The organism is Exiguobacterium sp. KKBO11 (genome assembly GCF_001644945.1).
GTDB classification, from domain to species: Bacteria; Bacillota; Bacilli; order Exiguobacteriales; family Exiguobacteriaceae; genus Exiguobacterium_A; species Exiguobacterium_A abrahamii.
The window spans coordinates 1,044,202-1,058,451 of the sequence record NZ_LUCU01000011.1; the positions used below are offsets into that span (position 1 = coordinate 1,044,202).

At 45.0% G+C, this 14,250-nt stretch carries 14 protein-coding genes; 9 read left to right on the forward strand and 5 right to left on the reverse strand.

What is annotated here, in order from left to right:
* Positions 1 to 10 precede the first annotated feature (10 nt).
* The 4 genes from AYO36_RS05410 (at position 11) to AYO36_RS05425 (ending at position 4,158) form a co-directional block, all read left to right on the forward strand.
* Positions 11 to 1,354 (forward strand): sodium-dependent transporter, encoded by a 1,344-nt coding sequence (locus AYO36_RS05410; protein ID WP_058705457.1) that lies wholly within the window; start codon positions 11 to 13, stop codon positions 1,352 to 1,354.
* A gap of 251 nt (positions 1,355 to 1,605) precedes the next feature.
* Positions 1,606 to 2,349, forward strand: coding sequence for a 5-bromo-4-chloroindolyl phosphate hydrolysis family protein (locus AYO36_RS05415; protein WP_050677413.1), 744 nt, complete (start codon positions 1,606 to 1,608; stop codon positions 2,347 to 2,349).
* Positions 2,336 to 3,544 carry a toxic anion resistance protein gene (locus AYO36_RS05420; RefSeq protein ID WP_023468594.1) on the forward strand — a complete coding sequence of 403 codons (1,209 nt, stop codon included), beginning with the start codon at positions 2,336 to 2,338 and terminating at the stop codon, positions 3,542 to 3,544. The genes AYO36_RS05415 and AYO36_RS05420 overlap by 14 nt, the downstream gene beginning before the upstream one ends.
* 47 nt (positions 3,545 to 3,591) lie before the next feature.
* Positions 3,592 to 4,158 (forward strand): deoxycytidylate deaminase, encoded by a 567-nt coding sequence (locus AYO36_RS05425; protein WP_064299687.1) that lies wholly within the window; start codon positions 3,592 to 3,594, stop codon positions 4,156 to 4,158.
* Between the two features lie 269 nt (positions 4,159 to 4,427).
* Here the strand turns inward: AYO36_RS05425 and AYO36_RS05430 are convergent, their stop codons facing one another.
* A complete protein-coding gene (locus AYO36_RS05430; RefSeq protein ID WP_064299688.1) occupies positions 4,428 to 4,913 on the reverse strand; it encodes a hypothetical protein in 486 nt (161 codons plus the stop codon).
* Positions 4,914 to 5,053: 140 nt separating this feature from the next.
* Here AYO36_RS05430 and AYO36_RS05435 point away from each other — a divergent pair, with 140 nt between their 5' ends.
* The 3 genes from AYO36_RS05435 to AYO36_RS05445 are packed head-to-tail and all read left to right on the forward strand — an operon-like array spanning position 5,054 to position 7,609.
* Positions 5,054 to 6,244 (forward strand): HD domain-containing protein, encoded by a 1,191-nt coding sequence (locus tag AYO36_RS05435; protein ID WP_064299689.1) that lies wholly within the window; start codon positions 5,054 to 5,056, stop codon positions 6,242 to 6,244.
* A gap of 11 nt (positions 6,245 to 6,255) precedes the next feature.
* Positions 6,256 to 7,215, forward strand: a complete 960-nt coding sequence (locus AYO36_RS05440) for a CobW family GTP-binding protein (protein WP_023468590.1) — start codon at positions 6,256 to 6,258, stop codon at positions 7,213 to 7,215.
* Positions 7,208 to 7,609, forward strand: coding sequence for a reverse transcriptase-like protein (locus AYO36_RS05445; RefSeq protein ID WP_064299690.1), 402 nt, complete (start codon positions 7,208 to 7,210; stop codon positions 7,607 to 7,609). Before AYO36_RS05440 ends, AYO36_RS05445 begins: the two co-directional genes overlap by 8 nt.
* A gap of 22 nt (positions 7,610 to 7,631) precedes the next feature.
* On the opposite strand, the gene AYO36_RS05450 is transcribed toward AYO36_RS05445, so the two are convergent.
* Positions 7,632 to 8,936 (reverse strand): hemolysin family protein, encoded by a 1,305-nt coding sequence (locus tag AYO36_RS05450; RefSeq protein ID WP_055968472.1) that lies wholly within the window; start codon positions 8,934 to 8,936, stop codon positions 7,632 to 7,634.
* Positions 8,937 to 9,053: 117 nt separating this feature from the next.
* Here AYO36_RS05450 and fumC point away from each other — a divergent pair, with 117 nt between their 5' ends.
* Together fumC and AYO36_RS05460 are read left to right on the forward strand one after the other, a co-directional pair.
* Complete coding sequence (fumC, locus tag AYO36_RS05455) at positions 9,054 to 10,448, forward strand: class II fumarate hydratase (RefSeq protein ID WP_035396940.1); 1,395 nt, start codon at positions 9,054 to 9,056, stop codon at positions 10,446 to 10,448.
* Between the two features lie 80 nt (positions 10,449 to 10,528).
* Positions 10,529 to 12,046 (forward strand): GGDEF domain-containing protein, encoded by a 1,518-nt coding sequence (locus AYO36_RS05460; RefSeq protein WP_064299691.1) that lies wholly within the window; start codon positions 10,529 to 10,531, stop codon positions 12,044 to 12,046.
* A gap of 51 nt (positions 12,047 to 12,097) precedes the next feature.
* On the opposite strand, the gene AYO36_RS05465 is transcribed toward AYO36_RS05460, so the two are convergent.
* From AYO36_RS05465 to AYO36_RS05475, 3 genes are read right to left on the reverse strand one after another with little or no spacing between them, the layout of a single operon-like run.
* Complete coding sequence (locus tag AYO36_RS05465; protein ID WP_064299692.1) at positions 12,098 to 12,574, reverse strand: dihydrofolate reductase; 477 nt, start codon at positions 12,572 to 12,574, stop codon at positions 12,098 to 12,100.
* Positions 12,571 to 13,365, reverse strand: a complete 795-nt coding sequence (locus AYO36_RS05470) for a thymidylate synthase (protein ID WP_029341960.1) — start codon at positions 13,363 to 13,365, stop codon at positions 12,571 to 12,573. The genes AYO36_RS05465 and AYO36_RS05470 overlap by 4 nt, the downstream gene beginning before the upstream one ends.
* Before the next feature lie 48 nt (positions 13,366 to 13,413).
* Complete coding sequence (locus AYO36_RS05475) at positions 13,414 to 14,031, reverse strand: hypothetical protein (RefSeq protein WP_064299693.1); 618 nt, start codon at positions 14,029 to 14,031, stop codon at positions 13,414 to 13,416.
* Between the last annotated feature and the right edge of the window lie 219 nt (positions 14,032 to 14,250).

Here is a 14,250-nt window from a genome sequence, read left to right on the forward strand (position 1 = left end):
GTGGAGCACCATGAAAGGAAACGCATGGGCTTCAAAAGTTGGATTTATTTTAGCAGCAGCGGGATCCGCCATTGGTCTGGGGGCCATCTGGAAATTCCCGTACACGACTGGAACGAACGGAGGAGGCGCGTTTTTACTCTTGTTCCTCGTGTTTACCTTATTACTTGGACTGCCCGTTTTAATTGCCGAGTTTTTAATCGGTCGTACGAGTGGAAAAACAGCACTTCAAGCGTTCTCGGCACTTGGTCATAAGAAGTTCACATTCATTGGTGTACTTGGTGTCATCGCTTGTTTCTTGTTGCTTTCTTTCTACAGCGTCATCGGAGGATGGGTCTTGATTTATACCATTCTTGGTTTCACAGGTCGCCTGACGACGATGGACAGTGGTGCGCTTGGTGAATTGTTCGGAACGATTTCCGCCTCACCGTTATATGTCATTTCAGGGCAATTGATTTTCCTCGCTTTGACATGTTGGATCGTCTTACGTGGTGTTCAATCCGGTATTGAAAAAATGAGTAAAATCATGATGCCATTATTATTCGTGTGCTTCATCATCCTTGTCGTTCGATCATTGACACTTGATGGTGCAATGGAAGGTGTTAAATTCTTCATACAGCCTGATTTTTCGGTCCTCAACCGAACTTCTGTCCTGAGTGCGCTTGGCCAAGCGTTCTTCTCCTTATCGCTCGGTGTATCGGCGATGCTGACGTATGCTTCCTACATGAAGGAACGTGGCGAGATTAATCGTTCCGCCGCATGGATCGTCGCGATGAATGTCGCCGTCTCATTATTAGCTGGATTCGCGATTTTCCCAGCTGTTTTTGCTTCGGGTCTTGACCCTGCAGAAGGACCGGCATTGCTTTTCATCGTATTGCCGACTGTTTTCAGTCAGATCCAGTTTGGCTCGTTGTTCTTGACACTGTTCTTCCTTCTATTTGCTTTCGCATCGATCACGTCATCGATCGCTATGCTTGAGGTCGTTGTTGCTTCATTAACGGATCGTAAGGAGAATGCGACATCGCGTGATAAAAAGCGGACGACATGGCTTGCGACACTTGCGATTGCGATCGTCGGAATTCCGTCCGCACTCTCGTTCGGGATGTTGAGTGATGCTCAATTCATGGGGAAAACGTTCTTTGACAGCGTTGATTTCCTTGTCTCGAATATTTTAATGCCGATTGGTGCTTTACTGATTTCGATTTTTGCTGGGTACAAGCTCGATCGTACTCTTGTCGAACAGGAACTCGTGACGAGTCCATTCATGAAAAAAATCGTACCTGTGTGGCGTGTGAGTGTTTGTTACTTGAGTCCGATCGCGATTTTGATCATCCTTGTATGGCCATTATTCGGATAATTGATCACTTTTTTAAGGTAGTCGACAATTTTGTCGACTACCTTATTTGTTGTCAAAAGAATCATGCGAAAGAAAGAACGGATAGTTCATTCTTCGGTCTGATGCGATATTTTTAAAAGTATGTTGAAATATAAATACACGAGGCGTAACATTTCGGAAAAACGGGAAACTTTTTGTTAGACGTTACGTAATGTTAAAATAAAGACACGTAAACCTGATAGAAGAATCAGTACGAAGGAAGAGGGGATGACATGAAGTCTTCATGGTGGATATTTGGTTCCATCGGTATGATGTTCGTATTTCTACAATTGGCCGATACGTTCAACTTCTCGGGAATCTTCATCGCTCTTGGTTTGTGGTTCATTTGGAGCGGTTATCGAACAAAACCAGGTCGACGATATCGGACAGAACGGAAATCGACCGAAATCAAGCGGAAAAATGTGAAAAAGAAATTACTACTTGATGACGAAGATGAGTTCGTCGGAAGTGTCATTTTAAAACCGGAACGGGCGACACGCCGATTTGAAGAGACGGATGATTTAGAACTTCAAGTATTGCAACGGACGATCGAAGAAGGATTCACAAAAATCCAGACGTACGATCAAATCGTTCCCTCGATTCGAGATGGTGAAATCAGAAGTGAGATGCGGATCGTCTCACGGGAAGCACATGTCTTGTTCGAGGAGTTATATGAAAGTCCACGCGACGTCAAAAAAGTTCGGGACTTCTTTACGTTCTATCTGGATTCCTTATTGTCGATTTCAGAAAAATATGCCGATTTGGAACGCCGTGGCGCTCAAGTTCAATTGGATACGAAAAATCAATTGATTTCGAACTTGAAAATGATTGGACAAAAATTAAAGCAACAACAAACCTTGTTGCTTGAAGGGGATACCGTTGATTTAGAACGGGAACTCTTGACGATTGAAAAGGTGTTGACGCAAGAGACTGAACAACGAAAACAGGAGGAGAGTTACCGACATGACCCATTCTGATAAAGATACATGGCAACAATGGCCTGATGAGCAAGATCAACCGACAATTTCTGATCCGTCGGTCGACTTAAACGTAGCGGAGACACCGCCCAAAATGCCGGCTCGCCCTGTCGAAGAAATGATTCCTTCGGATGTTCCGGCAGAACAACGACAAAAGATTGAACGTCTACTGCAGGTGATCGATCTACAAAAAACGGATGCCGTCATGCAATTCGGGGCGCCAGTCCAGCGTGAACTATCACAATTCTCTGATCAAGTCTTAAGTGAGGTGAAGATGAAGGACGGCGGGGAAGCAGGGAAATTGCTGAGTGACTTAATGCAGCGTGTCCGCCAAATGGATCCAGATACGCTTCAAGAAAAAAAGAGCTTCTGGTCGAACGTGCCGGTCATCGGTCGGGCGAAGAAAAAAGCGGAAACGTATTTCTTGCAATACGAGAAAATGAGCGCTTATCTCGAAGAAGTCGTACACAATCTTGATCGATCAAAATTTGGATTGATGAAGGACATCACGTTACTCGATCAAATGTATCAAAAGAACAAGCGTTATTTCGAAGAATTAAACGTCTATATTGCAGCTGGCGAGACGAAAATCGCTCACGTTCGTCAACATGAAATCGAACCGTTACGAACGGAAGTCGAGGTATCGCGGGATCAAACGAAGTTACAGGAATTGAATGACTTGATTCAATTGACGGATCGTTTTGAAAAGAAAATCCATGATTTAAAATTATCCCGAACGATTAGCTTGCAGATGGCACCGCAAATTCGTGTCATTCAACAAAATAACCAAATTCTAGCGGAAAAAATTGAATCAGCAGTCGTCAATACGATTCCACTTTGGAAGAACCAAGTTGTCCTATCTTTGAGTCTGTCGCGTCAAAAAGCAGCGCTTGAAATGCAGAAGGATGTCACCAATACGACGAACCAGTTACTTGAGCAAAATTCGAAGTTGCTGAAGGAATCGTCGATTGAAATTGCGGAAGAAAACGAAAAAGGTATCGTATCCGTTGAATCGTTAAAAGTGGCGCACCAAAACTTGATCGAGACACTGGATGAGACATTACGCATTCAACAAGAAGGAAAACAAAAGCGCCGCGACGCAGAGCATGAACTAGAGCGAATGGAGAATGAATTGAAACAAAAAGTCATCGAAGTCGCCTCAAAAAGCAGAGAATTACCGAATCGACCATACTAAGGAACACGACATTTCGTGTTCCTTTCCTTCATGAAAGGAGAGTTTGAATGAATAATGAAGAGAAGCAGTTGAAATGGGATACGACATGGTTATTATTCGCACGGATGATGGCAGACCGTCATTCAAAATGTGCCTCAAAATCCGTTGCCTGTGTCATCGTCAAAGATGAAAAGCCGATTTCAATTGGAATAAACGGAACACCTAGTCAGCATGTGAATTGCAACGAAATTTACTTAAAGCAAGATGGTATTCTCTATACATCGCGTCCTGACCACCCGATTGTTGAAGAATTGATTGAACGAAACGGGATTCTCTTTTATCGGTGCGAAAATCAGGAAGAACACCATGAATGGTCGAAGCAACATGAGATTCATGCTGAAATCAACGCGCTCGGTAAGCTAGCAGCTGATTCGACGAGCGCTCGTCATGCAACAGCTTATGTCACACATAGTCCGTGTCATGCGTGTAGTTTAGCGCTCATCGCTTCTAAAATAGATCGTGTCGTTTATTCGACAGGTTATGAATATGGGGACGGATTGAATCTCATGCGACAAAGTGGAATCGAAGTCATCCACTTGCCACTCGCAAACGAATATTTTCTTGAAAAAATTTAACGAAAAGGGGTTGTAAACGCTTCCATTGCATTGTATGATGAAATCAAGCATTGCCATGGTAATTATTCACTCTTCCATTCGGACTGATTTTCAATCGAAAATCGGTCCACTTTTTTTTAGAAAAGAATTGACAGACCTTGAATAGTTTGGCATGATGACTATAGAATATGACGAAGCGGAACGCCGCATTTTCATACAAAACCAATCAAGGAGCTGGAATGCCAGGTCGTTGAATGAAAAATCCTGACTCACATGAGTCAGGATTTTTTTTATGGATGAACAAGTGTCGCTTCCTTGAGGCGTTTAGCACGGATTGCACATTTTGTGGCGACCGCACCTGAAAGGATCGTCATGAATCGCTGACAGAGGATGTCTGGTTGCGATTGATGTAAGAATAGTTGATGTAATAGTCGGTTGAAGGCGGCGTCTAGCGAAGATAAGTGCCGTTTGATTGCAGTGGGAGACATATCTTGAATTTCCTCTGCTTGATAGCCGGCATCACTTTGGAAAGCAGAGAGGATGAGAAGCTCTGTTTGCGCATCAGCCAACGTTAGCCCTTGTTCTTGGACATAATGACAAGCCTCACGCAATTCATGAATCAACAAATGTTCCAAAGCATACGACGTATGCATTTGATATGGATCGTACAACTGGACAGCTTGCCGAATTTGATCGCGGGTCACGATTTCGGATACCGTCCATTGATCGAGTGTGCCAACAGCTTCACTGTATAGTTGAGTAAGTGGTCGAATCATCGTTTCTCCTCCTTAAGCATAAAATGGACTTCCAGTTTCATCATAATTCATTTAGAAAACGCTTACAATATCTGTTTACTAGTAGTCGTGATGAAATCGTGTCTGCTATGATATGAGTGAAGAAAAAGGAGTGAGATGACGTGATTCAATTATTCAAAGCACTTCCGGAAGTGACGATGCCTTCTTATGGAAATGATACTTTTTCCATCCATCAATCGAATCAACCGATTGGACTTTCGATAGAGACGCTTGTTTCGGGTGAACGAATCGAAGAAGTGTTACTCGTTGCCTCGGGTGAAATCCGCACAGGTCAAACCGGACGAGAGTGGCTGCAGTTCACGTTCAATTCGCCCGCTGGATCTTGTAAGGGGAAACAGTGGATCAATCAAGGAACGGCAGAAGAAGCACTTCGTCCATATCTCGAAACACGAATCGTTCGGGTCGAGGCAAAGGTAGAGGAATATCCGCCGCAATCCGGAAACAAGTCATTGACCGTTCAGCGCGTCACTCCGATTCATGACGCCTCACCGACGCAGTTTCTACCACAATTACCAGCAGATGAATCGCTTGAAACGTATCGTGATCAGTTGCTTGGACTAGTCGGTCAACTTGATTCTCCTTACCAAGAAATCGCGCTCTCGATTCTGCGACAGTACTGGGCGGATTTTTCAACACGACCGGCTGCGCTGTTTCATCACCATGCCTATATCGGTGGGTTGCTGAAACATACTGCTTGTATGATGACGATTGGTCGAGGAATTTGTGATAGTGAACAACCATACTTGACGCTACTCAAATGTATTCAAGAAGCAGAAGCCGATCATAAAAATGAACTCTTCCAAGCAGCTGAACGAGAGATACGTCAATTTTCTTGGGATGACAGTTTTGATGCCCTCTATCAAGCGGCAAAAGGGATTGCTCTGTTAGATCAACGACCGAATCCGAATGAGTTGTTGCTCGGTATTTTATTGCACGACATCGGAAAGCTATGGGAGTATACGCATGCGGGTGCATCGACAGATCGTTTTTCAAGACTGTTGCACGTAACAGAAGAAGAGGAAGAACTGGCGGGTATTGCGCTTGATCCGGACGGTGTATTGATGGGTCATATGCCGTATGGTTGTTTTGTTCTCGAACAAACACTTCGAGAAGAAGATATCCGATTACCTCGTGCTGTTTATCACCGTCTCATGCATATGGTATTATCACACCATGGTAAACGCGAGTGGGGATCAAGTGTTACGCCGCAAACGACAGATGCTTGGTATCTTCATGCGATTGATCTACTCGATGCACGAAAAGAAAAATGGCGTCAGCAACAAGGACGCTAAGGAGTGAAATCATGCAAGACAAAATACGTACGACCGTCATTACTGGTTTTTTAGGTGCCGGTAAAACTACGCTACTCAATCATCTCGTTTCTCAACCGACAGAAAAGTTTGCCTTGCTCGTCAATGAAGTAGGTTCTGTTCATATTGATGAAGCATTGATTGAACGAAGTGACGAAGAGATGATCGAATTGACGAATGGTTGCATTTGTTGTTCGATTCGCGGTGATTTACGGGATGCGTTGCTACGGATCGCAAAACGCCGTCGAGATGGGGAGTTATCGTTTGATCGATTATTGATTGAGACGACAGGCGTTGCTGATCCAGGGCCGATTCTACAGACATTCTACTTTGAGCCGGCTGTTGAACAGTCCTATCAGATTTCAAGTGTCGTTACGGTCATCGATGCGTATCACTTGGAACGTCAACTGACGTTCCAAGAAAATGTGAAACAAATCGGCTTTGCTGACGTCCTGATCTTGAATAAAATGGATTTGATCGACGAGTCAAAGCGCGAAACGTTGTCCGCTTTACTTCGCGAACGAAATCCTTCTGCAGCTATCATTGAAACGGAACAGGCTCAACTTGAATCGGACCGACTGTTTGAAACGTTCCATTTTCCAAAAGAAGAGCAAGTACGACTCAGTCAACAAACGGATCAGATTCATCAATCGGTTGAGGATTTCACGGCATTGACGATTGTCGAGGAACGACCCTTGAACCGAAATCGATTTGGAATGGTCCTACGTGAGGTGTTAGAAGCGTATGCGGAAGATCTCTATCGCTATAAAGGAATCATTCATTTTGCAGATACGGATCGAAAGGTCATTTTACAAGGTACTGGCATGATTTATGGCACAGCAATCAGAGAACCATTTAGCGAACAACCAAAGACGACGCTTGTCTTCATTGGGAAAGGGCTAGATGAACAAGCGATACGAAAAGGAATCGAGGCGGCAATTGAACATGGTTGAACTTTATTTTGACGGTACGGTCCGTCCTTCAAATGATGAAGCGGCGGTTGGGCTTTTCAGTAAAAATTCCGAGGGCGAAGTCACGGAAAAAATGTATCAAATTCAAGCGATCAATAATCATGAAGCAGAATTTATTGCTTTTGCGAAAGCCGTCGAGTGGGCGCACGAACTGATTGCACAAGGCGAGAGCGTCATTTCGTTTCGGACGGATTCAGAAGCCGTTGCACTCGCAGTCGAACGCGAATTCGTCAAGAACAAACGAACGCAGACGATTTTTGATCCTGCCTTTGCGCGTTATCAACTCTTACCACTCGCTTTCGTGAAGTGGATTCCACGGTCGGAGAACAAAGCAGATCGTGTCGCACGAGAGGCGTTACGATTATACGAAGCATGATTGACGACAAACACCCCTATCCTCACGGTAGGGGTGTTTGTTCATGTTCGATTCGCTCGATCAGAATTTGGTCGACGCGTCGTCCGTCTAAATCAACGACTTCAAACCGGTACGGTCCAATTTCGACAGTACTCCCACGGGAGGGGACATCACCTAACGTATATAGAATCAAACCAGCAACCGTATGATAGGCGTTCAACTGTTCACCGGGTAAGTCTTCTGTATAACCGAGCGTCCGCTTTAAATCATCGATGTGCAATAGACCATCCGCTAGGAATGAGCCATCCTTTCGCATGACGAGTTCCGGTTCTTCCTCAACGCTTGAAATTTCGCCAACGAATGCTTCGAGGATGTCGAATAAGGTGATCATGCCGAGGAAACCACCGTATTCATCGAGAACAAATGCGATTGATACCGTCTCTTTGCGCATCCGTTCAAGCAAGACGGTTGCTTTTAATTGACGGGGAACGATCAGTGGTGATTGAATCAGTCGTTCAAGTTCTTGAACAGGTCGTTCCGTTGATAGCACCTCTTTCGCATCGATGAAACCGACGAAGTGATCCAAGTCACCATGACCAACCGGTAAGTTTCGATGTCGCGCTTGCCGGAGCTCTTGTAAGATCGTATCGGAGTCATCCGCTAAGTCAATCCATTCGGTAACGGTACGCGGCTCCATCAGTTCGTACGCGTACAAATCATGAAAATCAAACACACGAGAGACTTGCTCCGCTTCAGACCGATTGAAGGTTCCCTCTTGCGTACCACGAATCAGTAATTGCCGGACTTCATCTTCCGTCTCGTCTTCTGTTTGCAGTCGATCCAGACCAATCAAACGGAAGATGGAACTCGTCGACTTACTTAGAACCCAAATGAATGGTCGAAGCACAATCGAGAAAAAACGCATCGGTGGGGCAAGCCACATCGTGACCCGTTCTGGACTGACAAGGGCGACACGCTTAGGAACGAGTTCACCGATGACGAGTGAAATATAGGTGATGATCGTTACGACGAGAATATAGCCGATCGTACTGGCATAAGGGGCGAGCCACGCGAATTGAGCAAGCCACTTGATGACCGGTCCTGAGAGAGCGGCACCACCAAAGGCACCATTGACGATGCCGATTAACGTGATGCCGACTTGAACAGTCGATAACAGATCGGTTGGTCGATCAAGTAACTCTAACGCAACATGGGCTGACTTTTTGCCATCATTCGCTGCTTTCTCTAATTTCGACCGTTTTGAGGAAAGCAAAGCGAGTTCGGTCATCGCAAAAATACCGTTTGCTAAAATCAAAAGCAGTACAATCGTTAAGTTAATCAACCACATGAAATCTTCACTCCTTTTTCGATAATAAACTATTCCCCAAAACTGTCTCTCTCATTCCCATTCTGTCTACTTTTGCGTTAAACTAAAAGAGAAATAATCAAAAGGGGGAATTTGTTTATGGAATACCGTGTAGAACGTGACACGATGGGGGAAATTCGTGTACCAGAAGCGCAGGAATGGGGCGCACAAACACAACGTAGTCTAGAAAACTTTAAGATCGGAACGGAAAAAATGCCGATTGAAGTCATTCGTGCCTTTGCAGTCCTGAAAAAAGGAGCGGCGCTTGCGAACCGCGACTTGGGCGTGCTTGAGGCAGAAAAAGCAGGTGTCATCGCTGAAGTATGTGACGAGATCATCGCGGGGAAATTCGATGATGAGTTTCCGCTTGTCGTTTGGCAAACGGGTTCAGGTACACAGTCAAATATGAACGTCAACGAAGTGATCGCTCGGGTCGCGACACGCAAGTTGAAAGAACAAGGCAGTGAGACGACGATTCATCCGAATGATGACGTCAACAAATCACAAAGTTCAAATGATACATATCCGACAGCGATGCATTTAGCGGCGAAGACAGTCTTGTTGGAATCACTATTCCCAGCAATCGATGCTTTGCATGCGACACTTGACGAAAAAGCGAACGCGTTTGCAGATATCGTCAAGATCGGACGGACACACTTGCAAGATGCTACACCGATCACACTCGGTCAAGAAATCAGCGGTTGGGTCCGGATGCTTGCACTTTCGAAGCAAATGATCGAACGGACGCTTGATCCGTTAACGGAATTAGCAATCGGCGGTACGGCTGTTGGAACGGGCATCAACGCACATCCGGACTTCGGTGATTTGGCTGCGCAAAAGATGAGTGAAGAAACGGGATATGAATTCACGAGTGCGGAAAACAAATTCCACGCCCTAACAAGCCACGATCAACTCGTCTTTACGCATGGTGCGGTCAAAGCGTTAGCGATGGACGCGATGAAGATCGCAAACGACGTTCGCTGGCTCGCATCAGGTCCACGAGCAGGGATCGGCGAAATCACGATTCCAGAAAATGAGCCGGGAAGCTCAATCATGCCTGGGAAAGTCAATCCGACTCAAAGTGAAGCGTTGACGATGGTCGCTGCACAAGTCCTTGGAAACGATGCGACGATTGGTTTTGCTGCAAGTCAAGGAAACTTCGAACTAAACGTCTTCAAGCCGGTCATTATGTATAACTTCATACAATCAGTTCGTTTACTGACAGACGCCTTGCATTCGTTCAATGACCACTGTGCGATCGGAATTGAACCAGAACAATCCGTCATCGCTGAGAACGTCGAACGTTCGTTGATGCTTGTCACTGCACTCAACCCGCACATTGGATATGAGAATGCGGCGAAAATTGCAAAAGCAGCGCATCAATCCGGGTCAACCTTAAAAGAAGCAGCACTTGCGACTGGTCTACTAACAGAAGAACAATATGATCAATGGATCGTACCAGCAGATATGGTCCGTCCGAACTTAAAAGCGTGAGTTGAAAAAGCGGGGGAATTCCCTCGCTTTCTCTTTATCCGAGGACGGTTCTTCGGATGTATGGAAAGAGAGGGGATTGGATGGAACGGAGTCGAAAACAGATAGAAAAACAACTGCAACAGACGATCATCATGGTGGAGACGTTACTTCGGATGCCGACCGTGCCACGGACAGAATTACTCGCATTAGCAAGCTGGCTTGAAGGGCTCGGGAGAGAGGAACTGTTTAAAGGACTTGCCGATCAAGTGAGTCGGGAAAAAGCGACGTGGGAACAAATGAATGCGGTCATCACTCAGCCGATCGTTAAAGAATTACTGCGGCCAATCGTCGATCAGTTGTCTGAACGCTCACGCGCCAATCGGATTCGAAAAGAATTGGTCGTCACTGTGACAAGACGTTTTCTTGAGAATATTAAATGGAAGAAATCGCTCGAACAGGAGCGCTATATGTCACGATTCTTCAGTTCGGTGGAAGACACGTTGTCGATATCACATGATATTGCTATGGATGCTGTCATCATCGACCATGCATCTATCGCGGAATCCTTAGAGTTGACTCAAAAACTGATCAAACAAATGGAGTCAGCATTCGTTCCCGTCATCATCGTAGGTCCGAACCGGTCTGACATTCGTCAAGTCAGCTATGAGATGGGAGCTGATGACTACTGGGATGAGACAGTGACGAATGAAGAACGACATGTTCGTCTAGCGAGACTATTACGAAAATTAAGGGTCGTATCTTCGACGATCTTAGTCGATGAACTGACGGGAGCTTATAACCGGAAATACCTCCAAAGTGCCTATGATCGTCGCGTAGCACGTCTCGAACGTGAACAGCGGACATTTGGGTTAGCGATTTTTGATATCGATCATTTTAAGCGGATCAATGATTTACATGGACATCCAACAGGGGATTTGGTCCTCTCCGAACTAGCTACCGTCGTTCAACAAGCCGCTCGTCTCGATGATGAATTCATTCGTTTCGGTGGTGAGGAATTCATCTTATTGTTTTCAGCAGAAACAGTACCGCAAGCAGTTGCGAGTATGAATAAAATTCGCGAGCGTGTCGAGCGCCATATTTTTGCGAACGGATTAAAAGTAACAGTTTCGATTGGTCTCTCCTTTGCTTTTGATCTCCACACATCCCTGGCGCAAGCAACAGCAGAGGCAGATGAAGCTCTGTATCAAGCGAAACGTAACGGCCGTAATCAAGTGGTGTCCTACTCAACAGCGATATCGATCGAAAAAATACCGGTCTATATCCGTGTCGAGCAAGGATTCCTTAAACAGGTACATACGCTTGATATGCCGGATCATCCGAAATACCATATTGAGGTGATTTCGCTAGACGATCAACGGACGTCGCCAATACAATTGGCGATTCTTTCACTCGATCAGTTAGCAAGCGAGAACTTTGTACGATTAGAGGAGTGGAGACAACAACGGGAATCGATCATTGATGTTTTGATCGTGACAAATCAAGAAGACGATCGTTTAGCCAATGCGCTATCATGCGGTGCGACAGACTATATCATGACCTCACAGTTCGATTCTGATATGGAGGAATGGATTGCTGAATGGATCATGCAAATTCCTTAAAAAAAACAGCCACATTTGTCCGTCATACGGAGCAATGTGGCTGTTTTTTAGTTACTGATCATATCGACGAATGATGAACGGATAATCGTTTCCCTCGACCGCATCATAATGTGTTTCGGAAGTAATCTGAAATGAAGATGGGATTTCGGGATAATGTACATCTCCAGAAAGAACCGTATCAATTTCAGTGACATACAGGCGGCGAGCAAGAGGAAGCGTTTGAGCAAACAACTCTCCACCACCAATCAAAAAGACTTCTTCTTCTGAATCGACGTATGGTTGTAAAGCAGATAGATCATGCCATACCGTTACACCTTCGGCTGCAAACGTCTGATCGCGCGTAATGACGATGTTCTCTCGACCGGGCAACGGTCGTCCGATGGATTCGAACGTCTTTCGTCCCATGATGATCGGTTTGCCAATCGTCGTACGCTTGAAGTGAGCCAAATCAGCTGGAAGATGCCAAGGCATCGCATTGTCACGACCAATGACATGATTTTTCGTATACGCTACGATATGTGTGATCATACGGCTACCACACCTTTAATGTGCGGATCAGGATCATAGCCTTCAATAATGATGTCTTCGAAGCGGAAGTCTTCGATACGATCGACTGTTCGAGCGAAGCGCAGCGTCGGTAATTTTTTCGGGGTACGCGTCAACTGAAGATTGACTTGTTCCACATGGTTCGAATAGATATGAGCGTCACCGAGCGTATGAACGAAGTCTCCGACTTCAAGTCCACACACATGAGCAATCATATGTGTCAGTAACGCATAAGATGCAATATTGAATGGTACGCCTAAGAAAACATCAGCTGAACGTTGATACAATTGGCATGATAGTTTTCCGTCAGCGACATAAAATTGGAACAAGAGATGACAGGGCGGTAAAGCCATCTCATCGACTTGTCCAGGATTCCAAGCACTGACGATCAAACGACGAGAATCCGGATTCGTTTTGATCTGTTCAATGACTTGTGCCAGCTGATCGACCGTCGTGCCATCTGGACGTGGAAAAGAGCGCCATTGTGCCCCGTAAACAGGACCTAGATCTCCGTTCTCATCGGCCCATTCGTTCCAAATTCGCACACCATTTTCCTGTAGATAACGAATATTCGTATCACCCGAGATGAACCAAATCAACTCATGGATGATCGACTTCATATGTAACTTTTTCGTCGTAATGAGAGGAAAACCATCTTGAAGGGAGAAGCGCATTTGGTGACCAAACACGCTGAGTGTTCCCGTTCCCGTCCGGTCTTCCTTTTTTGTTCCGTGTTCCAAAATGTGTTCGCAAAGTGCATGATATTGTTCCATCGGATGACATCTCCTTTTCGAAAAATCCAAATTTCATTGTACCATAAATTAAGATTTTGAGGATGTCGGTAAATGTCTTGCGAATAGATAACGAAATAAGCCAAAGAGCGGAATCACGTCTTGCCACTCTAATGATTGTGCATTCCGAACACGAATGCGCCGGAGCAGATAGACTTGCAGAATGTAGAATAATAACAAATCGACGGTCATCGTTCGAACGAATTGATTGGTCTCAAAGTAGATGCGGAATATACTCCAATCAGATCGAGCAAGAGCAATCCAAAGCAATAATGTCGTCACGACGCTAAGTAAGGCGACGACGGTCGGAATCCACCCGCGACGACGAAAAGGAAGAAACGTTTTCCTAGGAATAGCGAGAGCGACATAAGGCATCAACACGAAGGCACCTAAGAAGAAGGATCCAATACTTGCGACGAGCGGTCCGGGTCGCATGAATCGTTTCTCATCTAGAAATAGTAAAAAGAATGCGAACGGATAAATACCGAGTAAGGCAAATAAACTTAACGCGGATGTATCAAATTGACTTTGGTCGAAACGTAAAAACGAAATCAAGAAACCTTCTGGGAAGACACGATTATTTCCAAATAATAAGATGAAGACAATAGCAATCGCCCAGACAAGGAAGAGCAAATATCGACGATACATTTGTCCACACTCCTTTCTCATACCTTTCTTTCCCATCATCTTAGATGTAGTAAACACCTGTATTTCATATTTCATGATATCAAATATGTTAAGGTTCTTGCTTGAGCACCTCTCATGGACATGTTAAGATGACGTTGTGATAATTGAAAGCGCTTTTACAAATTGATGCAATCGTTTGCTCAATATGTAGCACGTTACGTACATAAAAGAGGAGAGTGT

What these genes read in the sequence shown, in the direction of transcription:
- fumC (WP_035396940.1), top strand. Translation starts at nt 9,054, where the DNA reads ATGGAATACCGTGTAGAACGTGACACGATGGGGGAAATTCGTGTACCA.
- AYO36_RS05440 (WP_023468590.1), top strand. Translation starts at nt 6,256, where the DNA reads ATGCAAGACAAAATACGTACGACCGTCATTACTGGTTTTTTAGGTGCC.
- AYO36_RS05420 (WP_023468594.1), top strand. Translation starts at nt 2,336, where the DNA reads ATGACCCATTCTGATAAAGATACATGGCAACAATGGCCTGATGAGCAA.
- AYO36_RS05470 (WP_029341960.1), bottom strand. Translation starts at nt 13,365, where the DNA reads ATGGAACAATATCATGCACTTTGCGAACACATTTTGGAACACGGAACA.
- AYO36_RS05460 (WP_064299691.1), top strand. Translation starts at nt 10,529, where the DNA reads ATGGAACGGAGTCGAAAACAGATAGAAAAACAACTGCAACAGACGATC.
- AYO36_RS05415 (WP_050677413.1), top strand. Translation starts at nt 1,606, where the DNA reads ATGAAGTCTTCATGGTGGATATTTGGTTCCATCGGTATGATGTTCGTA.
- AYO36_RS05410 (WP_058705457.1), top strand. Translation starts at nt 11, where the DNA reads ATGAAAGGAAACGCATGGGCTTCAAAAGTTGGATTTATTTTAGCAGCA.
- AYO36_RS05450 (WP_055968472.1), bottom strand. Translation starts at nt 8,936, where the DNA reads ATGTGGTTGATTAACTTAACGATTGTACTGCTTTTGATTTTAGCAAAC.
- AYO36_RS05430 (WP_064299688.1), bottom strand. Translation starts at nt 4,913, where the DNA reads ATGATTCGACCACTTACTCAACTATACAGTGAAGCTGTTGGCACACTC.
- AYO36_RS05465 (WP_064299692.1), bottom strand. Translation starts at nt 12,574, where the DNA reads ATGATCACACATATCGTAGCGTATACGAAAAATCATGTCATTGGTCGT.
- AYO36_RS05445 (WP_064299690.1), top strand. Translation starts at nt 7,208, where the DNA reads ATGGTTGAACTTTATTTTGACGGTACGGTCCGTCCTTCAAATGATGAA.
- AYO36_RS05475 (WP_064299693.1), bottom strand. Translation starts at nt 14,031, where the DNA reads ATGTATCGTCGATATTTGCTCTTCCTTGTCTGGGCGATTGCTATTGTC.
- AYO36_RS05425 (WP_064299687.1), top strand. Translation starts at nt 3,592, where the DNA reads ATGAATAATGAAGAGAAGCAGTTGAAATGGGATACGACATGGTTATTA.